Source organism: Streptomyces sp. 2A115 (assembly GCF_052245575.1).
In the GTDB taxonomy this organism is placed as follows: Bacteria; Actinomycetota; Actinomycetes; order Streptomycetales; family Streptomycetaceae; genus Streptomyces.
Window position 1 is genome coordinate 30,738 of the sequence record NZ_JBQQCG010000077.1, and the last position, 26,266, is coordinate 57,003.

Sequence of the window (26,266 nt, forward strand, 5' to 3'; positions counted from 1 at the left end):
CATGAGTACTGAGGTATCGACCGAAGAGCGTGCCAGCATCCTCCTCGTGGACGACATGGAGGACAACCTGGTCGCGCTGGAGGCCGTCCTGGGGTCCCTCAACGAGCCGCTCGTACGCGCCCGTTCGGGCGAGGAGGCGATGAAGGCGCTGCTGCGGCAACGCTTCGCGGTCGTCCTGCTCGACATCCGAATGCCGGGCATGGACGGGTTCGAGACCGCCGCGAACATCAAACGGCTCGATCAGACCAAGGACGTACCGATCATCTTCCTGACGGGCACGGACTCCGACGCGGGCTACGCCTTCCGCGGGTACGCGACCGGGGCCGCCGACTATCTCACCAAGCCCTTCGACCCCTGGGTGCTGCGCGCCAAAGTGACCGTCTTCCTCGATCTGCATCGCAAGAACCAGCAGCTGGAGCGGATGCTGGCGCAGCAGCAGGGACATGGTGCGCTGGTGAACGCGCGCCTTGACGCGCTGGAGAAGCAACTGACCGAAGTCTCCCCGGACTTGGCGAACCTGCGCGCACAGGTCCGAGACCTCCGAGCCTTGGTGGCGGAGAACCGCGCCCCGTAAGGGGCGCGGTTCTCCGCAAGGGGCGCGGGGAACTGCGCGACCAGCCCCAACAGACCCGCAGCCAAACAACAGCCCGTAGTTCCCCGCCTAACCCAGCGGAGCGCCTACGCTTCGCGCGCCCCCGCGTACATCTCATCGATCAGGTGCTTGTACTCCTGCTCGACGACCGGCCGCTTCAGCTTGAGGCTGGGCGTCAGTTCGCCGTGCTCGATGTCGAGGTCGCGCGGGAGGAGCCTGAACTGCTTGATGGTCTGCCAGCGCTGGAGACCCTCGTTGAGCGTCTTCACGTAGCCGTCGATGAGCTCGACCGTGGCGGGGGCGGCGACGACCTCGGCGTACGACTTGCCCGACATCCCGTTCTCCTCGGCCCAGCCGAGGATGGACGGCTCGTCGAGCGCGATGAGCGCGGTGCAGAAGTTCCGGTCGGCGCCGTGCACCAGGATGTTGGAGACGTACGGGCACACGGCCTTGAACTGGCCCTCGACCTCGGCGGGCGCGATGTACTTGCCGCCCGAGGTCTTGATCAGGTCCTTCTTGCGGTCGGTGATGCGCAGGTAGCCGTCGGGGGACAGCTCGCCGATGTCCCCGGTGTGGAACCAGCCGTCGGACTCGAGGACCTCGGCGGTCTTCTCGGGCAGCCCGTGGTAGCCCTCCATGATGCCGGGGCCGCGCAGCATGATCTCGCCGTCGTCCGCGATACGCACCTCCGTGCCGGGCAGCGGCTTGCCGACCGTGCCCGTGCGGTACGCCTCACCCGGGTTGACGAAGGAGGCCGCGGACGACTCCGTGAGGCCGTACCCCTCCAGGATGTGGATGCCGGCTCCGGCGAAGAAGTAGCCGATGTCGGGGGCGAGCGCCGCGCTGCCGGAGACGCAGGCCCGCAGGTTGCCGCCGAAGGCCTCGCGGATCTTGGCGAAGACGAGCGCGTCGGCGACCTTGTGCTTGGCGGAGAGCCCGAAGGGCGCGGAGGCGGTGCCGGTGCGGCGGAAGTTGTCCTGCGTGGTCTTCGCGTACTCGCGGGACACCTCGGCCGCCCACTTGAAGATCTTGTACTTGGCGCCGCCGCCGGCCCGCGCCTTGGCCGCGACCCCGTTGTAGACCTTCTCGAAGATGCGCGGCACGGCCGCCATGTACGTGGGCTGCACGACCGGCAGATTCTCGATGATCTTGTCCACGCGGCCGTCGACGGCGGTGACGTGCCCGACCTCGATCTGGCCGGACGTGAGCACCTTGCCGAAGACGTGCGCGAGCGGCAGCCACAGGTACTGCACGTCGTCAGCGCTGATCAGGCCGGTCGCCGCGGTGGCCTTCGCCATGTACGACCAGTTGTCGTGCGGCAGGCGCACACCCTTGGGGCGGCCGGTGGTGCCGGAGGTGTAGATCAGCGTGGCGAGCTGGTCGGAGGTGATCGCGCCGACCTTCTCCTTGATCAGGTCGGGGTTCTTCTCCAGGTAGGCGGCGCCCCGGGTCTCCAGCTCGGCGAGGGTGAGAACCCACTCGCCGTCCGCCTCGGAAGGCTCCACGCCGGCGGGGTCGATCACCACGACGTGGGTCAGCTCGGGAAGCTCGGCCCGCTTCTCGCGCGCCTTGGCGAGCTGCGCCGCGTCCTCCGCGATCAGGACCTTGCTCTCGGAGTCGGACAGGATGAAGGCCGACTCCTCGGCGTTCGTCTGCGGGTACACGGTCGTCGTCGCCGCGCCCGCGCACATGATGCCGAGGTCGGCGAGGATCCACTCGACCCGGGTGGAGGAGGAGAGCGCGACGCGCTGCTCCGGCTGCACACCCAGTTCGATCAGACCTGCCGCGATCGAGTAGACCCGCTCGGCGGCCTGCGCCCAACTCAGCGACTTCCAGTCGTCCGGGCCCTCGCCCGACGCGGCGGGCACCGGGTAGCGGTAGGCCTCCCCGTCCGGCGTGGCCGCCACGCGCTCCAGGAAGACGGCCGCCACGGACGACGGACGGTTCTCGATCAGGGTCTGTGTGTCGCTCACGACATCCTCCGGGGCCCGCGACAGTGCGTGTGGCTGGCTCAATAGTGCGTGGGGCTGACTCATTGCGGTTGGCTCGGTACGGCGTTGCGGTTGGCTCGTGCGGCATTGCGATGGGCTCGGTGTGGTTCTTGTTTAACTCGCCAGTAACCACCGAGTGGAGATCAGAGTAGAGCCCGACCGCCCGGTGCGTAAGAGGCGGCGGCCTTTCACTTCGTACAGAGCGTAGGCGGAATGAGGCGGTCCGTGGACGCGACGGGCCCGCCACGCGAAAGCGCGACGGGCCCTGGATTCCGGGGCTGACCGGATGGTTGCCGACAGCTACTTCTTGCCCTTGCCCGAGCCCGCGTTCTCGTCGCTGGACAGCACGGCGATGAAGGCCTCCTGTGGAACCTCCACGGAACCCACCATCTTCATCCGCTTCTTGCCCTCCTTCTGCTTCTCCAGCAGCTTCCGCTTACGGGAGATGTCACCGCCGTAGCACTTGGCGAGGACGTCCTTGCGGATGGCGCGGATGGTCTCGCGAGCGATGACCCGGGAGCCGATGGCGGCCTGGATGGGGATCTCGAAGGCCTGGCGCGGGATCAGCTCGCGCAACTTGGCCACGAGCCGTACGCCATACGCGTACGCGGCGTCCTTGTGCGTGACGGCGGAGAAGGCGTCGACGCGGTCGCCGTGCAGCAGGATGTCGACCTTCACCAGCTGGGCGTCCTGCTCGCCGGTGGGCTCGTAGTCCAGGGAGGCGTAACCGCGGGTCTTGGACTTCAGGTTGTCGAAGAAGTCGAAGACGATCTCGGCGAGGGGGAGCGTGTAGCGGATCTCGACGCGGTCCTCGGAGAGGTAGTCCATGCCGAGGAGGGTGCCGCGGCGGGTCTGGCAGAGCTCCATGATCGAGCCGATGAACTCGCTGGGGGCGAGGATCGTGGCCCGGACGACCGGCTCGAAGACCTTGTCGATCTTGCCCTCGGGGAACTCGCTCGGGTTGGTGACCGTGTGCTCCTTCCCGTCCTCCATGATCACGCGGTAGACCACGTTGGGCGCGGTGGCGATGAGTTCCAGGTTGAACTCGCGCTCCAGGCGCTCACGGATGACGTCGAGGTGCAGCAGGCCGAGGAAGCCGACACGGAAGCCGAAGCCGAGGGCCGCGGAGGTCTCCGGCTCGTAGACCAGGGCGGCGTCGTTGAGCTGGAGCTTGTCCAGCGCCTCGCGGAGGTCGGGGTAGTCCGAGCCGTCCAGCGGATAGAGGCCGGAGAACACCATCGGCTTGGGGTCCTTGTACCCGCCGAGGGCCTCGGTGGCGCCCTTGTCCTTGCTGGTGATGGTGTCGCCGACCTTGGACTGACGGACGTCCTTCACGCCGGTGATGATGTAGCCCACCTCGCCGACGCCGATGCCGTCGGCCGAGGTCATCTCGGGGGACGAGACGCCGATCTCAAGGAGCTCGTGGGTGGCGCCGGTCGACATCATCTTGATGCGCTCGCGCTTGTTGAGCTGCCCGTCGATGACGCGGACGTACGTGACCACGCCCCGATAGGAGTCGTAGACCGAGTCGAAGATCATCGCGCGGGCGGGGGCGTCCTTGACGCCGACCGGGGCCGGGACGTCGCGGACGACCCGGTCCAGAAGCGCGTCCACACCGATGCCGGTCTTCGCCGAGACCTTCAGCACGTCCTCGGGCTGGCAGCCGATGAGGTTGGCGAGCTCCTCGGAGAACTTCTCCGGCTGGGCGGCCGGCAGGTCGATCTTGTTCAGTACGGGGATGATCTTGAGGTCGTTCTCCATCGCCAGGTAGAGGTTGGCGAGGGTCTGGGCCTCGATGCCCTGGGCCGCGTCGACGAGGAGGACCGTGCCCTCGCAGGCCGCGAGCGAGCGGGACACCTCGTACGTGAAGTCCACGTGCCCCGGGGTGTCGATCATGTTGAGGATGTGGGTGTTGCCCTTGTCCTCGGTCGGAGCCCAGGGCAGACGGACCGCCTGGGACTTGATCGTGATGCCGCGCTCGCGCTCGATGTCCATGCGGTCGAGGTACTGAGCGCGCATCTGCCGCTGATCGACCACTCCGGTCAGCTGGAGCATGCGGTCGGCGAGCGTGGACTTGCCGTGGTCGATGTGCGCGATGATGCAGAAGTTGCGGATCTGAGCCGGGGCGGTACGGCTCGGCTCGGGCACATTGTTAGGGATCGCGGGCACGCAGGGTCCTGTCTCTTGAGGCGCCTGTCGCCTCGGGTCGGATCGATACGTAGGTTCCATGGTCCCACGGGCGCGGGCGTGCGACCGGTACGGGCCGCGTCCGCGATCGCTCCCTGGACGGCTGGGTCTGAATCAGGGCTCAGTCCCTGGGCGACTGGGCCTGGTTGGGCCGCGGTCGCTGGGCGGCTGGGCCTGTTTTGGGCGCTCGGGGGGCCGCTGGTAGTCTGGGCAGCTGTGTCTCATGCCCTCTTTGCACGAGGCACACACGCTCCGTCGGGTGACCGGTGGGGTATCGGCTTCGCCGGGCGACCGGCGGGCTACTCGAAGATCAATCACCGGCGCGTGGGGCTTGCCCTCGCGTGCCTGAACCTGAAAAGGCTCATTCGTGGCGAACATCAAGTCCCAGATCAAGCGGATCAAGACCAACGAGAAGGCTCGGCTGCGCAACAAGGCCGTCAAGTCTTCGCTGAAGACCGCGATCCGCAGGGCCCGTGAGGCTGCTGCCGCGGGTGACGTCGAGAAGGCCACGGTCGCTGCGCGCGAAGCCTCGCGCAAGCTCGACAAGGCCGTCTCGAAGGGCGTCATCCACAAGAACCAGGCCGCCAACAAGAAGTCGGCGCTTGCTTCCCAGGTCGCTTCCCTCAAGGGCTGAACCTCTGCCGGGTAACTCGGCTCCGCCGAGCGCCCACTTGATTTGAACGCCGGAAGGACCTGAGCGGGCCCTCTCTCTTCCGCTCCCGACCGGCATCCCGACTCGTACGCGGCCTGCGTTCGCCACGCGGGTACGAGTCCTCAGCTTGATCGGCTGAACCGGGGCCCCGGTTGCTCGTCCTCCCCAGGACAGCGACCGGGGCCTTCGGCGTGCGCGCCGCCGCCCGCGCCCTCAGGGGCGGCCGGGGCGGCGGGCGGCGGGCGACGGGCGACGGGCGACGGGCGACGGGCGACGGGCGACGGGCGGGAAACGTGGGGCGGGCCCCGAAGGGGCGCGGGGAACTGCGCGACCAGCCACAACCGGCCCGCACCCTACGAACTACCCCACCGCTCTTCCCGCGGAGCGAGCCGCGCGGGCGATCGTGACGACCGCCTTCTCCAAGGCGTACTCGGGATCGTCGCCGCCGCCCTTGACGCCTGCGTCGGCCTCCGCGACCGCGCGAAGGGCGACCGCGACACCGTCAGGAGTCCAACCCCTCATCTGCTGACGCACCCGGTCGATCTTCCAGGGCGGCATCCCCAGCTCACGGGCAAGGTCGGCGGGCCGCCCCCCGCGCGCGGAGGAGAGCTTGCCGATGGCCCGGACACCCTGGGCCAGCGCACTGGTGATCAGCACAGGGGCGACGCCCGTCGACAAGGACCACCGCAACGCTTCGAGCGCCTCCGCCGCCCGCCCCTCCACGGCCCGGTCGGCCACCGTGAAGCTGGAGGCCTCGGCCCGCCCGGTGTAGTACCGCCCGACGACGGCTTCGTCGATCGTCCCCTCCACGTCCGCGACAAGCTGAGTCACGGCGGACGCCAACTCCCGCAGATCGCTCCCGATCGAGTCGACAAGAGCCTGGCACGCCTCCGGCGTGGCCGACCGCCCGAGCGCACGGAACTCACTCCGCACGAACGCCAACCGATCCGCCGGCTTCGTCATCTTGGGGCAGGCAACCTCCCGCGCCCCCACCTTGCGCGCGGCATCGAGCAGCCCTTTGCCCTTGGCCGCCCCCGCGTGCAGGAGCACGAGCGTGATCTCCTCGGCGGGAGCGCCGAGATACGCCTTCACGTCCTTGATCGTTTCGGCCGACAGATCCTGCGCGTTGCGCACGACGACGACCTTCCGCTCGGCGAAGAGCGACGGACTCGTCAGCTCGTCGAGCGTGCCCGGCTGCAACTGGTCCGACGTGAGGTCCCGTACGTCAGTGTCCGCGTCGGCGGCCCGCGCGGCGGCCACCACTTGCTGCACGGCACGGTCGAGCAGCAGATCCTCCTGCCCCACGGCGATCGTGACAGGAGCGAGCGGGTTGTCGTGTGCAGAGTTCCTGGCCATCGCGGTCAAGCATCCCACGCACCACTGACAACGGACTCCGCCCCGGAGCCCGCCCTCGGCGGACCAGCGGTCAGCCCGCGGTCAGGCTTGCGGTCGGTCCGCAGCCCGCGGTCCGCAGCCCGCGGTCAGTGGATGGCTCGCGGCTTACGGCTCCTCGCGCCACCCGTCCCACTCGCCCGCGAACTCGTCCAGTTCCCCGGCATCGAGCCGCCCGCCCTCGTCCCGCAGGACCACCAGCCACTGGGCGTCCTCGGCGTCGTCCTCACCGGCCAGGGCGTCCCGCACGAGCTGCGGCTCCTCATCGATCCGGAACCGCTCTCCGAGCGCCTCCGCCGCTTCCTGAGCGGCATCGCGATCGGGCAGCACCAGCACATGTCTCACATCGCTCACGTGGACATCTTCCGGTATGCGGGGAGGACCTCGCGCCGAGGGTGGCCGACCGCCGAACCCCTGGGCCGGCCGCGTCAGCCCTTGGGCACGATCTGCACGTCCAGGGAGACCCGGATGCTCGGTCCGACCACGGCGATGCCCCGCGCGAGCATCGTCTGCCAGCTCACCGTGAAGTCGTCGCGGCGCAGTTCGGTGGTGGCCCGGCAGGCCGCCCGCACCTCGCCCTCCATACCGTTGCCGACCCCGAAGTACTCCGTGTCGAGCGTCACCGTTCGCGTCACCCCGTGCAGCGTCAGCGCCCCGGTGATCGCCCACTTGTTGCCACCCCGGTGCGCGAACCGGTCGCTGTAGAACTCCAGCGTCGGAAACCGGTCGACGTCCAGGAAGTCCGCGGACCGCAGATGGTCGTCCCGCATCTTCACGTTGGTGTCGATGGAGGACGCGTCGATCACCACGTGCATGGCCGACTGGTCGACGCGGTCGGCCATCCGTATCACCCCGGCGAAGGTGTTGAACCGGCCATGCACCCGGGCCAGCCCGATGTGCCGCGCGGTGAACCCGATCGAGGAGTGCGTCGGCTCGATCTCCCAGTCCCCCGACTGCGGCAGCACGTGCGGCCGGGCGACGTGCAGGGTCACATCACCCAGCGAGGCCAGTGTGTTCTCGGCCACCGTGGCGTCCGTCCGGTACGGGGCGTACCCCTCGGCCGACACCGCGAGCCGGTACTCACCTGCGGGAACAGTCGTGATGAAGGACCCGAACGGATCCATCCCCCCACTGACCACTTTGCGCCCCATGGCATCCGTGACCGCGAACTCCGCATGCGGCACCGGCTGCTTCACCGGGTCAAGGACCCGGCAGCTCAGCACTCCGGCTCCGGTCGGCATCGGCACCGCGGCAAGACCACCCGCCCGCTGTGCCCGGTTCGTACGGATTCCCAGCCAACTGCTGAGCATTTGCGACACACCCTCGCGCGACCTGAACGACGTGAAATCACCTGTTGTCGAGGAGGCATTCGACCACTGATGCGACTTTCGAGGCAAGACTCGACCACATAGCGGGAATCCAGCACATGTGCTGGGACTACGCATGAGTAGACCGAATTGGCCGTTCCGTTTACGCTTTTCCCTCATTCATCCCCTTTCCGGACAACCGGGACGCGCTCCAGCACGATCCCGAACCGCTCCCGATAGGCCTCCAACACCTCCTCGTCCGTGGCCAGATCCGACCCTTCCTTCTCGCCGTCGGGGCTCGTGACCGTGAGCCTGCGACCGCTGAGCGTGATCCGCCCGCCGTCCTCCGTGACCCGCGAACAGACCAGCGACTGTGTGAAGTGCGAAGCCGGCGAGGTGCTGTGCCACCAGGCCCCGGCCACGAAATCCCCGAGCACCCGCGGCCGGGTCTCCAGCCGGTACTGGGATTTGCCGTCCCGCACGACTTCGAGGTCCCCGAACAGCCCCGCGCTCCCCTGCACACCGGCCGGATCCGCCCCGGCCACGATCACCCGGAACGTGCCGCCCGGGTCCACCTGCTCGCCCCGCTCCTCGAAGGCCAGCGGGTAATGGCTGAACGCCCCGAACCCGACGTCGACCAGCCAGTCGCCTCCGTCCACCGTCCGCACCCGCAGCGCGAGATGGTCGTACGGAATCCCCAGCCGCTCCTCCTCCCCGTACACCCGAGCCGCGAGCACCGTCACATCGAAGCCCAGCGCCCCGAGCAACGCTCCGAACGCCCCGTTCAGTTCGTAGCAGAAGCCGCCCCGCCGGGCGCCCACCACCTTGTCCAGTAGCCGCTCCTCCTCGAGCACGATCTCCTCACCGAGGTGGATCGACAGGTTCTCGAAGGGCACGGTCAGCAGATGCCTCAGCTGGAGTTCGCGGAGCACGTCGATGGTGGGCCAGGCGGGGTGGGCGGCGCCGATTCGGCGGAGGTAGGCGTCGGCCTGTGCGGGTTTCATGCCCTCAGTCTCTCGCCACCAGCAACCGATCACCTCCTCCGGCGACCGCGACCGCCCCGTCCTCGTCCGTACGCAGCACCTCCGCGCCCCCGGCCCGCAACGCCGCCAGCGTGCTCGGCGCCGGATGCCCGTACATGTTGTCGGCGCCACAACTGATCACCGCGAGGCGCGGCGCCACCCTGCGTATGAGGTCCGGGTCCTGGTAGGCCGACCCGTGATGGGCGACCTTGAGGACGTCCACGCCCCCGAGGCCGGCCCCGGCCGGTGATCTCAACAGCGCTCGTTGGGCAGGTGGTTCCAGGTCGCCGAGCATCAGCAGCGTCAGCCCGGCCGACCGTACGAGCAGTGTGACGCTCGCGTCGTTCGGGCCCTCGGGTCCCGGGGCCGGGCGCGGCGGCGGCCACAGCACCTGCCAGTCGAGCGCGCCCGTACGACGCCGCTCCCCCGCCACCGCCCGCCTCACCGGAACTCCCTGGGACGCGGCCTGTCTGTGGACGAACTCCGCCTGGTCCAGCGGCTCTTCGAAGCCCGTCGTCTCGATCGCGCCCACCGAACGCCCGCGCAGCACGCCCGGCAGCCCCGCCACATGGTCCGCGTGGAAGTGGGTCAGAACGACGAGCGGGATCCGCGTGATGCCGAGCGCGCGCAGACACCGGTCCACCAGTACCGGGTCCGGTCCCGCGTCGACCACCACGCCGGTGCCGTCGCTCGCCGCGAGCACCGTCGCGTCGCCCTGTCCCACGTCACACATCGCGAACCGCCAGCCCGGCGGCGGCCACCCCGTGAGCACCCGGGTCAGAGGCGGCGGCTGCACCATCACGAGCACAAGCAGCACTCCGCAGGCTCCACTCAGCCAGGGGTGTCTCAGCAGCCTTCGGCCGACGAGCACGACAACGGCGATCGCGCAGGCGAGCAGCAACGCGCCCGCCCAGCTGCCGGGCCAGTCCACTCCCCCGCCGGGCAGGGCCGCACCCGCGCGGGCGATGTCCGCGATCCATCCGGCGGGCCAACTCGCACACCACGCCAGCGCCTTGGCGACGGGCATCGCCCACGAGGCCGTCGCCAGCGTCGCGAAGCCCAGCACCGTGGCCGGCGCGACCGCGAACTCCACCAGCAGGTTGCACGGCACCGCCACCAGGCTCACCCGGGCCGAGAGGACGGCGACGACCGGTGCGCACACCGCCTGGGCGGCGCCCGCGGCCGCCAAAGCCTCGGCCGGCCGGGGCGGTATCCCGCGCCTCTGAAGGGCCGCACTCCACCTCGGAGCGAGCGTGAGAAGGGCGCCGGTCGCGAGCACGGAGAGCAGGAAGCCGTAGCTCCGGGCCAACCAGGGGTCGTACAGCACCAGCACCAGCACCGCCGTGGCCAGCGCCGGGATCAGTGATCTGCGGCGGCCCGTGGCGATGGCCAGCAGCGCGATCGCCCCGCAGGCCGCGGCCCGCAGCACACTCGGGTCCGGTCGGCACACGATCACGAAGCCGAGCGTGAGCGCGCCGCCGACGAGGGCCGTCGCCCGCAACGGAATGCCGATCCGGGGCGCGAGCCCGCGACGCTCGGCTTGCTGGGCCCGGCCGGGCGGGCCGATGAGCAGGGCGAGCAGAATTGTGAAGTTCGTTCCGCTTACGGCAAGGATGTGTGTGAGATCGGTCGCCTTGAACGCCTCGTCCAGCTCCGGTGTGATCCGTGAGGTGTCCCCGACCACCAGCCCCGGCAGCAGTGCCCGCGGGTCCGCCTCCAGCCCGTCGGTCGCCGCCCGCAGCCCGGCCCGCAACTCCCCGGCGAACCGCTGCGTGCCCGACGGCTCCCCGACCACCCTCGGCGGCCCACCGCCATGCACGCGCAGCACCGCCGCGATCCGGTCACCGCCCCCGAGCGCCGGCACGACACGCGCCGCCACACGCACCCTTGTGGAGGGGAGGAGGGAGAGCCAGGGGGAGCCCTCTCGCTCCCGAGTCGCCCGCGGACTCGCGTCCACGATCAGCAGGACCGGTGTTCGCGTCTCCGCCACCGTCCCGTCCGGCTTCTCGATGCGTCGGACCTCGGCGTTGAGCAGGATGGCGGTCGGGGCCGCGTGGTCTCCCCTGATCCGGGGACGGGTGAGCCGTGGGTCCGAGGTGACCTCCACCTCGGCGGTCACCTCGGCGTACTGACGCGCCAACTCCGGGACGGGGCCACGGCGCAGGTCCGCACCGTGCAATCCACCGGAGGCAGCGGCTCCCGCGACGCAGAGGAGCACCCCGGCGACGGAGGCCCTCGGCCACGAATGCCAGAGGCCTCGCCACCGGCCGCCACGCTGCGGCTGCGACTGCGGCTGCGGCTGCGGCTGCGACCCACGGTTCGGCTCGGGCCGAGGGCGAGGCTCGGGGTCCGGCCCACCGTTCGGCTCGGGCCGAGGTCGAGGCTCAGGCTCCGGCCCACCGTTCGGCCCGGGCCCAGGCCGACGATCCTGCTCCCCCCGCATACCTCTTCGTCGGGTGACCAGCAACGCACCGGCCACGACCACGCAGACGACCGCGACACCCGTCACCCACTCCGGCGGCGCGTCCAACGTCAGCGCCGCGGTCGCCCACGCTGCCAACGCCGGCGGCACCAGCCGCAGATCCGTCGGCCCCTCTTGACGAGGATGCGCGGCACCGAGCGGATTGCCGGAGGCAACGTGCACGGCCGGCCGACGATTGCGGGTGACCGACGGGCGGTTGCGGGTGGCCGACCGACCGTCGCGGACGACGAGTTGGTCTTGGGGTGCGACGGGCACCGGGGAGGTCTGCGGCGCCCCGGGCCCCGCCGCACCGTGAATCTCCGCGCCCGTCATGGCCGTACGAGATTCTGCAGATCGGCAAAACGGCGATCACCGATCCCGTTCACCTCGCGGAGCTCATCGACCGAGCGGAAGCCGCCGTGCTGCGTGCGGTAGTCGATGATGTGCTGGGCGAGGACGGGCCCGACGCCAGGCAACGTGTCCAGCTGTTCCAGGGTGGCCGTGTTGAGCGGGACCGGAGCGGCCGCCCCCGCGGCGGCTCCGCCTGCGCCCACGGCACCGACGCCTCCCGCCATGCCCGGACCCACCTCGACCGGAGGCGATCCGACCACCACCTGCTCGCCGTCCACGAGGAGCCGCGCGCGGTTGAGGCCATTGGTGTCCGTGCCCGGACGCACCCCACCGGCCGCCCGCAGCGCGTCGGCGACCCGGGAACCGGCCGGCAAGCGATGGATACCGGGCTCGCGCACCTTGCCGCTGACGTCCACCACGATCGCGGCACCGGCCGCACCCACAGGGTCCCCTGCCGCGGCCGAGGACCCCGGCTCCGCCTCCTGGCCGCCCTCGCCCTCCTCCAGGTCGGGAATCGCGGCCCGCACCACCTCCGGCGCCCGTACCGGCTGGGTGGTCCGCCCCGACCAGAAGTGCTGCACCGCGAAAACGGCCGCGACAACGAGCACTACCGCGAGCGCGACCACGTTCCTGCGCTCCAGCCCGCACCTGGACTGCAGCCACAAGGGCATCCGCTCCCGAACGGCAAGCCCGGCCCGCTCCCGCCACGCGGCGCGAGGCCGCGCCCCGTCTCCGTCGCCATCCCCGTTCGCGTCGCTGGCCCTGTCTCCGTATCCGCCCCTGTCCCCGTGTCTGTCCCTGTCCCTGTCCCCGTATCCGTCCCTGTTCCCGTATCCGTCGCCGTCTCCGGCCACGTCGGTTTCAGGGCCCCCAACCACACTGGTGCCGACACGACTCCACCCCGGCTCATCCGGCAGCACAGGCGGCCCGTGCCGCAACTCCCCGCGGACTCTCGTCCGTTCGGCGAAGAGAGCCTCCGCGCGCAGGCGCAGAGCCTCCGCCGAAGCCTCTCGGCGTCGGGCCCTGCCCCGATATGGCCGGTAGTGCCGGTAGGGGTGGTGACGGCGGTGTCGCGTACGTCCGTCGGAGACCGGGCCGCGCCCGGGCCCGCTGGTAGCAGTCGCTGTCCGTGAAGGTGATCGAAGTGCCATGCGACGAGGATCGGGCACCACCGCCCACTCGCGATGATCTTGCTCAATTCCCGGGGACTACCGCCCAGTTGTGGATAACTCCGTCACCCGAACGAGCCAGATCCAATCCCCATCACAGCCAGATCCGAGGCGGACCCGAGGTGAGGCGGACCCGAGGTGAGGCAAACCCGAGGCCGACCCGAGCCAGATCGCACTTCACCGAGGAGAAACGACCGCCCCGAGCAACCCGGGCCCGGTATGCGCCCCGATGACCGCCCCGACCTCACTCACATGCAGATCCGCCAGCCCCGGCACCCGCGACCGCAACCGCTCCGCGAGCGCCGACGCCCGCTCAGGCGCGGCAAGATGATGGACCGCGATGTCGACCTGTGCGCTCCCGGCCCGATCGGCCACGATCTCCTCGAGACGGGCGATCGCCTTGGTGGCAGTACGTACCTTTTCCAGGAGTTCGATCCGCCCGCCGTCCAGTTGCAGCAGCGGCTTCACGGCCAGCGCCGACCCGAACAGCGCCTGTGCCGCTCCGATCCGGCCGCCCCTGCGCAGGTAGTCGAGCGTGTCGACGTAGAAGTACGCGTACGTGCCCGCGGCCCGTTTCTCGGCCGCGGTGACCGCCTCGTCGACCGTGCCGCCCGCCTCTGCCGACTCCGCCGCGGCCAGCGCGCAGAAGCCGAGGGCCATGGCGACCATCCCGGTGTCCACCACCCGCACGGGCAGGGGAGCCTCACGCGCGGCGAGGACCGCCGCGTCGTACGTGCCCGAGAACTCGGCGGACAGATGCAGCGAGACGATGCCGGTGGCACCGGACTCGGCGACCCTTCGGTAGGTCTCGGCGAAGACCTCGGGGCTGGGCCGGGAGGTGGTGACGGGCCGTCGCTTCTGCAGCGCCTGGGCCAGCGAACGGGCCGAGATCTCGGTGCCCTCTTCGAACGCGCGGTCACCAAGGACGACGGTGAGGGGCACCGCGGTGATGCCGTGGCGCTCCATCGTCCGCGGCGGCAGGTAGGCCGTTGAATCGGTGACGATCGCGACATGGCGGGACATGAGCTGGAGGTTACCTGTCGGGGGACGTGGACGGCAGCCCGGCCCCTCCCACCTGCAACCGGACCGGCCGGATTCGCAGGGTCGGCCGGATCGGCGGGGTCGGCGGGATCAAGTCGTGCTCTCGGGGCGGGGCTTCTTCTCCCACGGGTAGGTGGGCCGCGGTCCCGGCGGGTTGATCGCAGGGCGGGTGGGCTCCTCGGCGGTGCGTGCCTCCGAGCTCTCCGGCCAGGTCTGTTGGTCGGCGGCGGGGGTCGGGGCCTCCGGCCACGGCGGTGGGGTCTGTGCGGGAGAAGACGGCTCCGACGTGCGTGTGGGAGCTGACCCTGACGTCTGCGCGGGAGACGGCTCCGTCGTCCAGTGCCGCAGTGCGCCCGCTTCCATGTCGATCTGTGTGCTCAGTGATTCCAGATCATCGTCCACGAAACGCTGGGCGCGGTCGCGGGCCGCCCAGCGCAGTGCGTCGGCCGATTTCGTAATCTGCTCCGTGCGCTCCCGCAGTGCCGGCAGTCGTTCGGTGAGGCGGGCACGGTCCGGCTCGCGCTCCAGCCGCTTCAGCTCGCCGTCCAGTTCGTGGCCGTGCGCGCTGAGCCGCTCGAAGAGTGCCAGGGACTCCTTCAACGACTCGTCCTCGGCCACGCCCGCGTGCAGTGCGTCCTGGGTGGCCCGCATCGACGTACGCAGGGAGAGCCGCAGTTGGGCGAGCTGTCCCTGCGGCCCCGGCTGGGCCATGCTCTTCGCCCTGAGTGTGGAGTCCTCCACCGAGCGGCGGGCCTGTTCGACGGTGCGGTCCACTCCGCGCTTGGCGGCGCCGACCACCTTCACCGTGGCATACGCGCCCAGAACCACGAACAGCACGAAGATCAACGCCACGATTGCGCCCACGGCTTCCATGACGATCCTCTCGTGCTGCTGCGTACAGGGCCTGCCGGCTCCTCCACGGTAAACGGACAAGGCAGGCCGAGGGTTCCAGCGGAACCCCCAACCTGCCCGTAGGGGACTACCCCGAGCCGCCCGAGGCCGACCCCGCACCAACCCGTCCGAGCCGACCCCTCGCACCGATCCGCCCGGGCCGGCCAACGCATCGGCCGGCCCGTAGAGCGCCTACGCCGGAACGATGTTCACCAGCTTCGGCGCCCGCACGATCACCTTGCGGATCCCCGCCCCGTCCAGCGCGGCGACCACCTTCTCGTCGCCCAGCGCCACCTTCTCCAGTTCCTCGTCCGAGATCGACGGGGAGACCTCCAGTCGCGCCTTGACCTTGCCCTTGACCTGGACGACGCAGGTCACGGTCTCGTCCACGACGTACGCGGGGTCGGCGACCGGGAAGTCCTGGTGGACGACCGAGTCGGTGTGACCCAGCTTGCGCCACAGCTCTTCGGCGATGTGCGGGGCCAGCGGCGCGATCAGCAGCACCAGGGACTCGGCGACCGTGCGCGGGACCGGGCCTCCCGTCTTTGTCAGGTAGTTGTTCAGCTCGGTGACCTTGGCGATGGCGGTGTTGAAGCGCAGGCCGTCCAGGTCCTGGCGTACGCCGTCGATCGCCTTGTGCAGGGCGCGCAGCGTGTCCACGTCGGTGTCGGCGTCCTCGGCGTCGACCACCGTCAGGGAACCGGTCGCCTCGTCGACGACGTTGCGCCACAGCCGCTGCAGCAGCCGGAACTGGCCCACCACCGCGCGCGTGTCCCACGGCCGTGACACATCCAGGGGACCCATCGCCATCTCGTACAGGCGCAGCGTGTCCGCCCCGTATTCGGCACTGATCTCGTCCGGAGTGACCGCGTTCTTCAGGGACTTGCCCATCTTGCCCAGCAGCCGGGAGACCTTCTCGCCCTGGTAGTAGTACGCGCCCTCGCGCTCCTCCACCTCGGCGGCCGGTACGGCGATGCCGCGGCTGTCGCGGTACACGTAGGCCTGGATCATGCCCTGGTTGTACAGCTTGTGGAACGGCTCGGCCGAGGAGACGTGGCCCAGGTCGAACAGGACCTTCGACCAGAAGCGCGCGTACAGCAGGTGCAGCACGGCGTGCTCGGCGCCGCCCACGTACAGGTCGACGCCACCGTGCGGCTGCCCCTCGCGCGGGCCCATCCAGTACTGCTCGACCTCCGGGTCGACCAGCTTCTCGGAGTTGTGCGGGTCCAGGTAGCGCAGCTCGTACCAGCAGGAACCGGCCCAGTTGGGCATGGTGTTGGTCTCGCGGCGGTACTTCTGCGGACCACGGCCGTCGCCCAGGTCCAGGGTGACGTTGACCCAGTCCGCGTTGCGGGACAGCGGGGTCTCCGGGGACGTGTTCGCGTCGTTCGGGTCGAAGGTGCGCGGCGAGTAGTCCTCGACCTCCGGCAGCTCCAGGGGCAGCATCGACTCGGGCAGCGCGTGGGCGACGCCGTCCTCGTCGTAGACGATCGGGAAGGGCTCGCCCCAGTAGCGCTGGCGGCTGAACAGCCAGTCGCGCAGCCGGAAGTTGACGGTGCCCGCGCCGACGCCCTCGCGCTCCAGCCACTCGGTGATGCGCGCCTTGGCCTCGACGACACCCAGGCCGTCCAGCGAGACCTCGTCACCCGAGGAGTTGACCAGCTTCGCGTCGTACGAGGCGAACGCGTCCTCCCACGTAGTGGGGTCCGTTCCCCGGTCGTCGGAGGGCTCGACGACGCAGCGCATCGGCAGCTCGAAGGCGCGCGCGAACGCGAAGTCGCGTGTGTCGTGCGCCGGAACGGCCATGATCGCGCCGGTGCCGTAGCCCATCAGTACATAGTCGGCGATGAAGACGGGGATCCGCTCGCCGGAGACGGGGTTGGTCGCGTACACACCGGTGAAGACGCCGGTCTTGTCCTTGGCCTCGGCCTGCCGCTCGACGTCGGACTTCGAGGCGGCCTGGGCGCGGTAAGCGGCGACAGCCTCGCCGGGGGTGGCGTGGCCGCCGGTCCACACGTCGTGCGTGCCCTCGGGCCAGGCGGCCGGGGTGAACTTCTCGACCAGCGGGTGCTCGGGCGCCAGCACCATGTAGGTCGCGCCGAACAGGGTGTCCTGGCGGGTGGTGAAGACCGTGATGGCCTCGCCGTCCACGGGGAAGTCGACGCGGGCGCCTTCGGAGCGGCCGATCCAGTTGCGCTGCTGCAGTTTGATGGCCTCGGGCCAGTCCAGCGCGTCCAGGTCGTCCAGCAGCCGGTCGGCGTACGCGGTGATGCGCATGTTCCACTGACGCAGCTTGGCCTTGAAGACGGGGAAGTTGCCGCGCTCGGAGCGGCCGTCCGCGGTCACTTCCTCGTTCGCCAGGACGGTGCCCAGCCCGGGGCACCAGTTGACGGGCGCGTCGGAGGCGTAGGCCAGCCGGAACTCACTCAGGACGTCGGCGCGCTCGGCGGCGGTCAGGGCACCCCACACGCGCGCGTGGCCGACAGCGCCCGGTACGGCTCGCTCGCCGCTCTCGAACTGGGCGACCAGCTCGGCGATCGGGCGGGCCTTCTTCGCCTCGTCGTCGTACCAGGAGTTGAAGATCCGCAGGAAGATCCACTGGGTCCACTTGTAGTACCCCGGGTCGATCGTCGCGAACGACCGGCGGTTGTCGTGGCCCAGGCCCAGCCGGCGCAGCTGGACCTTCATGTTCTCCATGTTGGCCTCGGTGGACGCACGCGGGTGCGTGCCGGTCTGCACGGCGTACTGCTCGGCGGGCAGGCCGAAGGCGTCGAACCCCAGGGTGTGCAGGACGTTGTGGCCGGTCATGCGCTGGTACCGGGCGAACACATCGGTGGCGATGTAGCCCAGGGGATGGCCGACGTGCAGGCCCGCGCCGGAGGGGTACGGGAACATGTCCATGATGAACTTCTTGGGCTTGGCGACCAGCGCGGGATCGCCCGCCAGGTCACCGCGCGGGTTCGGCGCCTCGTACGTACCCTCGGCGTCCCAGAAGTCCTGCCAGCGTGCCTCGATCTCGGCGGCCATCGCGGCCGTGTAGCGGTGCGGCGCGGCCACCTCGAAGGCGGCAGCGGTAGTCGTCTCGCTCATGATCCTCAAAGCTCCATAGATCGTCATCTGCCAGCGGGTTCGGAAATGAAAAATCCCCTCGCACAGGAGGGGACGCCGCGCCGATTCCAACCACGATTCGTCAGTGATCGGGACTGATCAGCGCGGCTCGCTAAGCAGAAGGCGTACGGCACGCATGGCGTCAGGGTACCGCAGCGACCGAGCGGGCCGCGACGCGCTTTGGGCTACGCTCCGGCACTGAGTGTCACGCCCGCGCCAGGTCGGCAAAAGCTGAACAAAAGTCAAAAGTTACTTCGCGTAAGGGCCACTAAGGGACATCACAACTCCCTCGTCGCCCCTTGATAACAACGCAATAACTCAAACCTCGTACCCATCGGTATGGCTCGACCTAGAGTGCGGCAGCGGGACCGCTTTCCCGAACTGTTCGGAGTTGCCCCCATGAACTCTCGCCGCAACAACAGCTCACTCCCCCAACCGGGCCGCTCGGTCCGGGGTGGAGTGACGGCTGCCGCTTTGCTGCTCATACCCCTGGTCGTCCTGGTAGGAGGTGACGGATTCCGCGAGTTCCTCAACTTCGGTGCGGGCGTGCTGTCGCTCGTCTCCCTCACCTGCTCGGTGCTCTGGGGCCTCATCGCCTCCGACCAGATCTTCCTCAACGCGCGCCAGCGGCTGATCGCCCAGGCCGTGCACAGGGCGACAGCGGTGAGCTCGGTCGGCTTCCTGATGCTGCACATCACGGTCAAGCTGGCGCTCGACCACACGACGCTGATCGGGGCCGTGATCCCCTTCGGCCTCGGCGTCACCGGCTCCAACGGGCTCATCGGCTTCGGCTCCCTGGCCGCCCTTCTGATGGTCTTCACGGCCCTCACCGGCGCACTGCGCAGCGCGTTCGCGTCCCCGGTACAGGTCGCCGCCCGCTGGCGCGCGGTGCACATGCTGGCCTACCCCGCCTGGTGCTCCGCCCTGGTCCACGGCCTCTTCGCGGGCCGCGAGGCGGCCCCGATCTTCGTGATTCTCTACAGCCTGGGCCTGGTCGCCGTCATCGGCGCGCTGGGCCTGCGGGCTGCACCGCTGCCGTTCAAGCGGAAGGTCGCCAAGCGGGTCCTGGGCCTGCTCGATGCCGGTAACAGGCCGCCGCGCGAGGATCCCGAGGCACGCCGTGCCACCGCGGACGCCCCGCGGCAGGGCAGTGGCGGCGGCCGGCCCGGCTTCCCCGACCCGCTGGTGCCCCAGCAGCGGACGTCGTCCCCGTCGGCGCCGCTGTACGAGTCCCCGCAGCGCTCGGCCCTCCAGGACTCCGCGTCCTTCACGGACACCGGTTCCCTCACCGACACCGGCGGCTTCGCGGCCGCCTACCGGGCCGTTTCCAGCACCCCGCGCGCGCAGGACCCCCTGCCCGACCCGACCCAGCGCATGGACCTCCCGATGGACATGCAGGCCACGGAGGCCATTCCGCGGATGGACGGCAACAGCGGGGCCCGCTGGCCCACCCCGTCCCCGCCGCTGTACGAGGCCCCGCCGCGCCCCGCCGATACCCCGACGTACGACACCGGGTCCATCCCCACGTACGGCACGTACGGCGCGGGTGCGTACGACACCGGTGCCGTCCCGATGTACGGCACAAGTGATGTGTACGACACCGGTGAGACGAACGACCCCCTCGGTACGTACAACCCGAATGACACGTACGACAGCGGTCCCGCCACTGAAACGCTGCCCGGTTCCTTCGAGGCACCCAGCAACGGCGAACCCTGGAACGCGCCTTCCGGAGGCTTTTAGTGAACGAGGCCCTTCCCGACGTCCCCGAAGTCCGAGTGGTGGGTCTTCCCCAACTCACCTCCGGTTTCGACCTCGTCGAGAGACTCGACCTGCCCATGCACCTGAAGGTGCACGGGCCGCTCGAGCCCATGGGCGGAGAGCAGCTCGCGCAGCTCTCCGAGCGGATCAACCTGAAGGGCCGCGGCGGCGCGGGTTTCCCGTTCCACAAGAAGCTGCGCTCGGTCGCCGAGGCGGCCATCCGTCGCGGCGTACGGCCCGTGGTCGTCGTCAACGGCAGCGAGGACGAGCCGGCCTGCCGCAAGGACACGGTGATGATCAACCGTGCCCCGCATCTGATCCTGGACGGCGCCCTGCTGGTCGCCGAGGCCCTCGGTGCCCGCACCCTGGTCGTCGGAGTGACACGTGAATCCACGCAGCGGTCGATGGAGGCAGCGCTTTCCGAGCGTGGCCTGACCAACCGGCGCGGGGCGACCATCCGCGCGCGCGTGCAGCGCAATCCGGTCCGGATGGTGACCGGAGCGGCGGCCTCGCTGGTCCGCTCCATCGACGGCGGTCCGGCGATCCCCCCTGGCCGCAAGACCAGCGCGTCGCAGAACGGTGTCGGCGGCGCGCCCACACTGCTGTCCAACGCCGAGACGTTCGCGCAGCTGGCGATCGCCGCACGCATCGGCGCCGAGCGCTACGGCAACACCGGCCTGTACGACGAGCCCGGCACCGTCATGCTCACGGTCTCCGGAGCGGTCGCCCGCCCCATGGTGATCGAGGCGCCCACCGGTGTACCGCTGCGCTACATCCTGCAGCTCGCCGGCGCCCCGCCGATGCCGCAGGGCGTGCTGACCGGCGGGTACCACGGCAAGTGGCTGGACGCGGCGACGGTCAACGAGGCGATCGTCTCGCGCAACTCCCTGGACGCGGTGGGCGGAGCGCTCGGCGCGGGCGCGATCCTGCCGATCAGCACGGCGACCTGCCCGCTGGGCGAGTCTCTGCGGGTGGCCCAGTGGCTGGCCGAGGAGAGCGCGGGACAGTGCGGTCCCTGTTACCTCGGGCTGCCCGCCGCGGCGCGCGGCATGGAGGACATCCTCAACGGCGGCGGCCCGGCCGCCCTGGAGGCGCTGAAGCAGGTCGCCAACGCCGTGAAGCGGCGCGGCGCGTGCTCGCACCCGGACGGCTCCGCGATGTTCCTGGAGTCGACCATCAAGGCGTTCACGGACGACCTGGCCGCGCACGTCCTCGGCAACGGCTGCGGCAGGCCCGTAGAAGGCGTTCTGCCGCTCTTCGAGGGCGGCCAGCTGCCCACGGGGATCCCGGGTGGCCAGCCGGAGCAGGAGTCGGGCCCCAGCCGCCAGAAGATCTACGTCGACTGGACGCTGTGCCGCGGGCACGGTCTGTGCGCGGACATCCTCCCGGAGGTCTTCGAGCTGGGCGCCGACGGCTTCCCGACCGTCGCGCAGGCGAATGTGCCCCGGTACGCGGAGGCGAAGGCTTTGCGCGCCGTACGCCGCTGCCCGGCGCTCGCCCTGCGCATCGAGGAGGACACGCGGGGAGCCGCCCCCCGTCAGAACCTCCCCGCCGTACGCGAGGGCCGAGGCCGCCGCGCACTGGGCAGCGGACGCTGACGCCGGCGGCCCGGAGACCGGGCCGCCGTTCGCCGCAGGTTGCGTCGAACACGACCGGCAACATTTCCGGCGGTGTGTGATGGGTGGAGCAGCAGGCCAGGATGCCGCCGAGTGCGTCGTCCCCGATTCCCGGCGCGGTGGTCGACTCCGCGGTGAAGCTCAGACCCGGACAGGCCTGCCGGGCCAGCTCGATCATCCTCGGCGACAGGTCGACACCGAATCCGGACGCCCCCAGTGCGGCCAGGTTCGCCGTCACTCGGCCGGGGCCGCGGCCCACAGCTGCGACCGGCCCGCGATCAGCCTCCCGCACGACCTCGGTGAACGCGGTCAGCATGGCGGGTGACAACGGATCCAGCTCCGCCGGGGTCTTGATCCGTTTGGCGTACTCGACTGCGACGGTGTCGTACGACTCCCGGACCGCGGCGAGATCGGAGGGCTCGGTCATCCCGGCAGTTCCTCGGTGATCGCCTGCTCTTGTGAGAGTTCCGACAACAGCAAGATCCCGCCTGATCGACTCGATCAGACGGGATCTCGTGAACCGCTCCTGAGCCAACTCAAAAACGGTTGTGATGTGGAGCTAAGGAGAATTGAACTCCTGACCTCCTGCATGCCATGCAGGCGCTCTACCAACTGAGCTATAGCCCCTTGCGGTGTTCCACCGGGTCCCCCTGGCGGCGACGCCAACATTACACGGTCCTCCCGGTGCACCACCAAATCGTTTCCGGTACGCGCGGGCGGCGCCCCGTACGCGCCACGCACGACTGGGGCTCCAACCGCCCACCAGGTACCCGCCGTTCGCCCGCTCGCGCTCCGGAGCGGCCGCCTCGTTCGCCGGTACGACGACGTTCCTGGGGAGCACGAGAACGACCGCTGCGGGCACGGAGCTGGTCTTCTGCTCGTAGGCGCTGTGGTGGGCACCGCACGGACCCGGGCGTCTCGAACTACGGCAGAGTGGCATGGAGTTGACGTTGCAGGCCCTCTACGGAGGAGCCGCTTTCGTGTTTCTGGCCGTCGCCGGGGTCGCCCTGTGGCGAAACCCCGGCCGGATTCAGGCCGTGGCGAACGAATAGAACCTTTTGAGCGTGCAGTGCTCGTCGAGGAGCCGGCCGTAGATCGGCTCACCCTCCAGTTCTCGGTACGTCTCGATCGGGTCGCCTTTTATGATCAGCGCCCGCGCGCATTCCTCGCACCAGTACTGGTAGTCGTGGTTGACCGGCTCCATGTCGCGGACGATCGGCGTACCACTGCCGCACCAATCGCACTTCCGCCTGTGTGCACCCATCGATCAGCTCCAGCTGTGGCCGCAGGCCGTGCACACGTAGGAAATTCCGCCATTGTCGCCGAGGACTTGGGCGACGTGGGCCGAACCGCAGGAAGGGCAGCCGAGGCGGGTGATCCGGTCCCGTAGCACCTCGGATTCGGAGAGGTCGACGACCTCCCCGAGGATGCTCGCAGGCATCGTCACTCCCTCCCGTCGGGCCGCGCCCCCTTCCGGCCGTTTGATTCTGCCACGGCCGGGCCAATACGGTCAGCGACGCCTTCGTACCAGTCCGGACACGGCGCCCGTCGCAGCGGTCGCGGCCAGCGCGAACATGCAGACGAGAAGCGCGTCCGAAGAGGTATACGCCCCCGGGCCCCCAAGTGACTCAAGCCGGTTCAAGAAGATTGTGCCGAACGCCGCGACGCCGATCAGCTGGCCGAGCTGCGTGACCGTGGCGAGCAGTCCGCCGGCGTCCGCCGCGTCCTCGGGCCGCACGGTGGCGAGCGCCCGCGTGAGCGTCGGGCTGAAGCCGAGCGCGAGCCCGATGCCGACGCCGGCAAAGGCGACGTACAGCCAGAAGCCGGCCCCGTGGCCGTCCCGCAGCGCCAGTCCCACGCCGGCGGCCGAGACCGCGGCGAGCGCGAATCCGGCGGGGATCAGGGCGCGTTGCCAGGAAGCGGGCCAGGTGCGCCAGGTCAGCCCGACCACTCCGAAGACCACCGCGGTCGGCGCGAAGGTGAGCCCCGCGCGCAGCGCGCTGTAGCCGAGGCCTCCCTGGACGTGCAGGGTGAGGGCGAACAGGAAGCCGCCGTTGACCGCCATCACGACCGTGATCCGGAAGATCGCGAGGCCGATTCCGGGGTGGCGCAGCACCCGGGGAGCGATCAGCGGGGTGCCGCCGCGCCGGGCGAGCCATGACTCGTACACGCGGAACAGGGCGAAGATGACCGCGGCCGCGGCGAGCGACAGCCAGGACCACAGGGGCCAGTCCTCCTCCTGGCCGAGCACCAGCGGCACCGTGAACAGCGAGACAGCCGCGCCCAGGAGCACCAGGCCGGGCAGGTCAAGGCGGTGCGAGCGCTCCGCGGCCTGCGCGTCGTCACGTGGCAGCACGCGCGTGCCGAGCGCCAGGAGTACGACGCCCACGGGCACGTTCACCAGGAACACCGGGCGCCAGCCCGCGCCGAACAGGTCCGCGCTGACCAGGACGCCGCCCACCACCTGTCCGGCCGCGGCACCGGTCGCCAGGACAGCCGAGTACAGGCCGAGGGCCTTGGCTCGTGACTCGCCGGTGAAGTTCCGCTGGATCAGGCTGAGTACCTGCGGGATCATCAGCGCCGAGCCGGCGCCCTGGGCCAGCCGGAAGGCGATCAACTCGCCGGTGCCCTGGGCGAGTCCGCACGCCAGTGAGGCCGACGTGAACAGCGCGAGGCCGGCGAGATAGACGCGGCGGTGTCCAAGCAGGTCGCCCAGGCGCGCGCCGGTGATCAGCAACACGGAGTACGTGATGGCGTATCCGGCGACGACCAGCTGCAACCCGGCGCCGGAGGCGTCGAGTTCGGCGCCGATGGAGGGTAGGGCGACATTGACGATGAAGACGTCGAGCAAGGCCATGAACTGAGCGGCGAGGACGATCGCGAGCAGTCGTCCGGAGCGATTGTCAGTGGCGGAGGCTTTACTTGTGGCAGGACTTGGGCCCGGTGCGGGGCCTGGGCCCGGCGGGGTTGTGGTCGTCATGGCACCGAGCGTGGCGGCGGGCGGGTACGGGTGACGAGAGCCCGCTGATGCTGGTACTGACAGCACCTGGCAGGGATCGGGCCCGGGGTCGACGATGGGGGGTGTGACGACGATGGCCACAACACAGCGCCGTCGACCGGAGCTGGCGGCCTTCCTGCGCAGCAGGCGGGCGCGGGTGACACCGGCGGACGTGGGGATGCCGCCGGGTTTGCGCCGCCGCACGCCCGGGCTGCGGCGCGAGGAGGTCGCACAGCTGTCCGGAGTCGGTGTCACCTGGTACACGTGGCTGGAGCAGGGTCGGCCGATCAATGCGTCACCGCAGGTCCTGGACGCCGTGGCGCGGACGCTCCGGCTGGACCAGCCGGAGCGCGAGCACCTGTACGACCTGGCGGAAGTGCCCTACACGCACGGTCCCGAGTCCACCACGCTGGCCGTGGGCCCGGAGATCCAGGAGATCATCGATGCCCTCGATCCGCAGCCGGCGGTGGTCTACAACGCGCGGTACGACATCCTCGCGACGAACCCCGCCTACCGGGACGTGTTCTTCGTGCCGGAGACGCGCTCTGCCGACGGCTCCGTCCGCAACGCGCTGTGGACGCTGTTCACGGTGCCTGAGCCGGACTGTCCGCTGGTTTTCCGGGAGAGCGAGTTGCCGGTGATGGTGGCGACGCTGCGGGCCTCGTACGGGAGGCATGTCGGCGAGCCCGTCTGGGAGGACTTCATACGCAGGCTGTCGGAGGCCAGCGGGTACTTCGACCGGCTGTGGCGGAACGGTGATGTGGCGCCGCTGGGACCGCGAGTGAAGACGTTCCGGCACATGGCGGTGGGCGAGTTGCGGATGACGTCGGTGTCGCTGTCGGTCAACGGGACGCCGGAGTGCCGGATCGTGGTGTACCGGTCGGACGACGCGGAGACATGTGCGCGGGTGACCCTGCTGCGGGACCTTCGAGGGCAACGGCGGCAACAGGGGACCCCTGGGATCTCATGGGCCTCAGAGATCCCAGGAGCAACGAAAAATCCCGTCCCCTGATGGGAACGGGATCATCGGTCTCTGGAGGTGATCTGTGGAGCTAAGGAGAATTGAACTCCTGACCTCCTGCATGCCATGCAGGCGCTCTACCAACTGAGCTATAGCCCCTCGCGGTATCCCGCCCGGTTTCCCGGCGGCGGAACTAGAAGAACTTTAGCCTGCGACCAGCCGGAAAGTGAAATCCGGCCCCGGCAGGCATCGGGGGTCGACCTGGAAGCGCTTCCGGGGCCCGGCGAAGGGCGCTGACAGCCTCGGTGAAGAGCGTCCGACGCCTCGGTGAAGGGCTTCTGCGGCCGAACTGGTGGGCCGCCCCAGAGCTCGGCTCGGAGCTGGACGAAGGGCCTCCGCGAGCAGCACGGTGAGTCACCGACGGGCCATGTGGGTGGCCCGTGTCGTGCACGACAAGGCGCGCCTGAACGCGGCGACGGACTGAGCCTCGCCGACAGCCTCGCCGACGATCCCCGGGACTGCCACACGCGGCAGCAGAGCCGTGCTCCCCCGGCGCCCCGGGCGAGGTTCGCTCTCCACCGCCTCCGGCGGACCTGAGATCCCCGTTCGACGGCGCGCCGAACCCCGCGCCCGCCGGAGGCCCTAGTACTCCAGCAGTACTTCGTGGCTTGACCTGGGAAAACGTGGAGCGGTGGGAGTGTAGCGGGCAAGACGCTGTCACGGACGGCTTCTGCCTGCACGCCCCTCGAAGGAGTGTCCACGACGGCGG

General features: G+C 69.9%; 19 protein-coding genes, 2 tRNA genes and 1 pseudogene. 5 read left to right on the plus strand and 17 right to left on the minus strand.

Annotation, left to right across the window (positions count from 1 at the left end; translation table 11 throughout):
- The first annotated feature begins 1 nt into the window (after position 1).
- Positions 2 to 574: a response regulator gene (locus tag ACTWQR_RS43025; protein ID WP_443232732.1), complete on the plus strand. Its 573-nt coding sequence runs from the start codon at positions 2 to 4 to the stop codon at positions 572 to 574.
- A 104-nt stretch (positions 575 to 678) separates the two neighbouring features.
- Here the strand turns inward: ACTWQR_RS43025 and ACTWQR_RS43030 are convergent, their stop codons facing one another.
- Both ACTWQR_RS43030 and lepA read right to left on the minus strand, forming a co-directional pair.
- Positions 679 to 2,565: an AMP-dependent synthetase/ligase gene (locus tag ACTWQR_RS43030; protein WP_443232733.1), complete on the minus strand. Its 1,887-nt coding sequence runs from the start codon at positions 2,563 to 2,565 to the stop codon at positions 679 to 681.
- Between the two features lie 318 nt (positions 2,566 to 2,883).
- Positions 2,884 to 4,752: a translation elongation factor 4 gene (gene lepA / locus ACTWQR_RS43035; RefSeq protein ID WP_443232734.1), complete on the minus strand. Its 1,869-nt coding sequence runs from the start codon at positions 4,750 to 4,752 to the stop codon at positions 2,884 to 2,886.
- Positions 4,753 to 5,137: 385 nt separating this feature from the next.
- Between lepA and rpsT the strand changes: the two genes are divergently transcribed.
- Complete coding sequence (gene rpsT, locus ACTWQR_RS43040; RefSeq protein ID WP_443232735.1) at positions 5,138 to 5,404, plus strand: 30S ribosomal protein S20; 267 nt, start codon at positions 5,138 to 5,140, stop codon at positions 5,402 to 5,404.
- 378 nt (positions 5,405 to 5,782) lie between these two features.
- Here rpsT and holA read toward each other — a convergent pair whose 3' ends face one another.
- The 9 genes from holA to leuS all read right to left on the minus strand — a co-directional run bounded on the left by holA (position 5,783) and on the right by leuS (position 18,146).
- Positions 5,783 to 6,778, minus strand: a complete 996-nt coding sequence (holA, locus tag ACTWQR_RS43045; protein WP_443232736.1) for a DNA polymerase III subunit delta — start codon at positions 6,776 to 6,778, stop codon at positions 5,783 to 5,785.
- A 144-nt stretch (positions 6,779 to 6,922) separates the two neighbouring features.
- Positions 6,923 to 7,168 carry a hypothetical protein gene (locus tag ACTWQR_RS43050; protein WP_443232737.1) on the minus strand — a complete coding sequence of 82 codons (246 nt, stop codon included), beginning with the start codon at positions 7,166 to 7,168 and terminating at the stop codon, positions 6,923 to 6,925.
- 74 nt (positions 7,169 to 7,242) lie between these two features.
- Positions 7,243 to 8,124, minus strand: a complete 882-nt coding sequence (locus tag ACTWQR_RS43055) for a YceI family protein (protein WP_443232738.1) — start codon at positions 8,122 to 8,124, stop codon at positions 7,243 to 7,245.
- A 173-nt stretch (positions 8,125 to 8,297) separates the two neighbouring features.
- Positions 8,298 to 9,125 carry an arylamine N-acetyltransferase family protein gene (locus tag ACTWQR_RS43060; protein ID WP_443232739.1) on the minus strand — a complete coding sequence of 276 codons (828 nt, stop codon included), beginning with the start codon at positions 9,123 to 9,125 and terminating at the stop codon, positions 8,298 to 8,300.
- 4 nt (positions 9,126 to 9,129) lie between these two features.
- Positions 9,130 to 11,787 (minus strand): ComEC/Rec2 family competence protein, encoded by a 2,658-nt coding sequence (locus ACTWQR_RS43065; RefSeq protein WP_443232750.1) that lies wholly within the window; start codon positions 11,785 to 11,787, stop codon positions 9,130 to 9,132.
- A 146-nt stretch (positions 11,788 to 11,933) separates the two neighbouring features.
- Positions 11,934 to 13,106 carry a helix-hairpin-helix domain-containing protein gene (locus ACTWQR_RS43070; RefSeq protein WP_443232740.1) on the minus strand — a complete coding sequence of 391 codons (1,173 nt, stop codon included), beginning with the start codon at positions 13,104 to 13,106 and terminating at the stop codon, positions 11,934 to 11,936.
- 195 nt (positions 13,107 to 13,301) lie between these two features.
- Positions 13,302 to 14,147, minus strand: a complete 846-nt coding sequence (locus ACTWQR_RS43075; protein WP_443232741.1) for a DegV family protein — start codon at positions 14,145 to 14,147, stop codon at positions 13,302 to 13,304.
- A 108-nt stretch (positions 14,148 to 14,255) separates the two neighbouring features.
- Positions 14,256 to 15,038 carry a hypothetical protein gene (locus ACTWQR_RS43080; protein WP_443232742.1) on the minus strand — a complete coding sequence of 261 codons (783 nt, stop codon included), beginning with the start codon at positions 15,036 to 15,038 and terminating at the stop codon, positions 14,256 to 14,258.
- Between the two features lie 210 nt (positions 15,039 to 15,248).
- The gene (leuS, locus tag ACTWQR_RS43085) at positions 15,249 to 18,146 is read right to left on the minus strand and encodes a leucine--tRNA ligase (RefSeq protein ID WP_443232743.1); all 2,898 of its coding nucleotides are present in this window, start codon (positions 18,144 to 18,146) and stop codon (positions 15,249 to 15,251) included.
- Between the two features lie 417 nt (positions 18,147 to 18,563).
- Between leuS and ACTWQR_RS43090 the strand changes: the two genes are divergently transcribed.
- Positions 18,564 to 19,904 carry a cytochrome b/b6 domain-containing protein gene (locus ACTWQR_RS43090; RefSeq protein WP_443232744.1) on the plus strand — a complete coding sequence of 447 codons (1,341 nt, stop codon included), beginning with the start codon at positions 18,564 to 18,566 and terminating at the stop codon, positions 19,902 to 19,904.
- The gene (locus ACTWQR_RS43095; RefSeq protein WP_443232745.1) at positions 19,904 to 21,520 is read left to right on the plus strand and encodes an NADH-ubiquinone oxidoreductase-F iron-sulfur binding region domain-containing protein; all 1,617 of its coding nucleotides are present in this window, start codon (positions 19,904 to 19,906) and stop codon (positions 21,518 to 21,520) included. The genes ACTWQR_RS43090 and ACTWQR_RS43095 overlap by 1 nt, the downstream gene beginning before the upstream one ends.
- Positions 21,521 to 21,566: 46 nt before the next feature.
- Here ACTWQR_RS43095 and ACTWQR_RS43100 read toward each other — a convergent pair.
- The 5 genes and pseudogenes from ACTWQR_RS43100 to ACTWQR_RS43120 all read right to left on the minus strand — a co-directional run.
- Positions 21,567 to 21,965 (minus strand): annotated as a pseudogene (locus ACTWQR_RS43100) (class I SAM-dependent methyltransferase); the annotation flags it as partial.
- Between the two features lie 127 nt (positions 21,966 to 22,092).
- A tRNA-Ala gene (locus ACTWQR_RS43105) sits at positions 22,093 to 22,165 on the minus strand.
- 403 nt (positions 22,166 to 22,568) lie between these two features.
- Positions 22,569 to 22,802, minus strand: coding sequence for a hypothetical protein (locus tag ACTWQR_RS43110; RefSeq protein ID WP_010986886.1), 234 nt, complete (start codon positions 22,800 to 22,802; stop codon positions 22,569 to 22,571).
- A 3-nt stretch (positions 22,803 to 22,805) separates the two neighbouring features.
- Complete coding sequence (locus tag ACTWQR_RS43115) at positions 22,806 to 22,979, minus strand: hypothetical protein (RefSeq protein WP_443232746.1); 174 nt, start codon at positions 22,977 to 22,979, stop codon at positions 22,806 to 22,808.
- 69 nt (positions 22,980 to 23,048) lie between these two features.
- The gene (locus ACTWQR_RS43120; protein ID WP_443232747.1) at positions 23,049 to 24,518 is read right to left on the minus strand and encodes an MFS transporter; all 1,470 of its coding nucleotides are present in this window, start codon (positions 24,516 to 24,518) and stop codon (positions 23,049 to 23,051) included.
- A 112-nt stretch (positions 24,519 to 24,630) separates the two neighbouring features.
- Between ACTWQR_RS43120 and ACTWQR_RS43125 the strand changes: the two genes are divergently transcribed.
- The gene (locus ACTWQR_RS43125; protein ID WP_443232748.1) at positions 24,631 to 25,548 is read left to right on the plus strand and encodes a helix-turn-helix transcriptional regulator; all 918 of its coding nucleotides are present in this window, start codon (positions 24,631 to 24,633) and stop codon (positions 25,546 to 25,548) included.
- A 35-nt stretch (positions 25,549 to 25,583) separates the two neighbouring features.
- Here ACTWQR_RS43125 and ACTWQR_RS43130 read toward each other — a convergent pair.
- Positions 25,584 to 25,656: transfer RNA gene (locus tag ACTWQR_RS43130), tRNA-Ala, on the minus strand.
- Positions 25,657 to 26,266 lie beyond the last annotated feature (610 nt).

What these genes read in the sequence shown, in the direction of transcription:
- ACTWQR_RS43025 (WP_443232732.1), top strand. Translation starts at nt 2, where the DNA reads ATGAGTACTGAGGTATCGACCGAAGAGCGTGCCAGCATCCTCCTCGTG.
- holA (WP_443232736.1), bottom strand. Translation starts at nt 6,778, where the DNA reads ATGGCCAGGAACTCTGCACACGACAACCCGCTCGCTCCTGTCACGATC.
- ACTWQR_RS43055 (WP_443232738.1), bottom strand. Translation starts at nt 8,124, where the DNA reads ATGCTCAGCAGTTGGCTGGGAATCCGTACGAACCGGGCACAGCGGGCG.
- ACTWQR_RS43060 (WP_443232739.1), bottom strand. Translation starts at nt 9,125, where the DNA reads ATGAAACCCGCACAGGCCGACGCCTACCTCCGCCGAATCGGCGCCGCC.
- ACTWQR_RS43070 (WP_443232740.1), bottom strand. Translation starts at nt 13,106, where the DNA reads ATGGCACTTCGATCACCTTCACGGACAGCGACTGCTACCAGCGGGCCC.
- ACTWQR_RS43075 (WP_443232741.1), bottom strand. Translation starts at nt 14,147, where the DNA reads ATGTCCCGCCATGTCGCGATCGTCACCGATTCAACGGCCTACCTGCCG.
- ACTWQR_RS43080 (WP_443232742.1), bottom strand. Translation starts at nt 15,038, where the DNA reads ATGGAAGCCGTGGGCGCAATCGTGGCGTTGATCTTCGTGCTGTTCGTG.
- leuS (WP_443232743.1), bottom strand. Translation starts at nt 18,146, where the DNA reads ATGAGCGAGACGACTACCGCTGCCGCCTTCGAGGTGGCCGCGCCGCAC.
- ACTWQR_RS43090 (WP_443232744.1), top strand. Translation starts at nt 18,564, where the DNA reads ATGAACTCTCGCCGCAACAACAGCTCACTCCCCCAACCGGGCCGCTCG.
- ACTWQR_RS43110 (WP_010986886.1), bottom strand. Translation starts at nt 22,802, where the DNA reads ATGGGTGCACACAGGCGGAAGTGCGATTGGTGCGGCAGTGGTACGCCG.
- ACTWQR_RS43115 (WP_443232746.1), bottom strand. Translation starts at nt 22,979, where the DNA reads ATGCCTGCGAGCATCCTCGGGGAGGTCGTCGACCTCTCCGAATCCGAG.
- ACTWQR_RS43120 (WP_443232747.1), bottom strand. Translation starts at nt 24,518, where the DNA reads ATGACGACCACAACCCCGCCGGGCCCAGGCCCCGCACCGGGCCCAAGT.
- ACTWQR_RS43125 (WP_443232748.1), top strand. Translation starts at nt 24,631, where the DNA reads ATGGCCACAACACAGCGCCGTCGACCGGAGCTGGCGGCCTTCCTGCGC.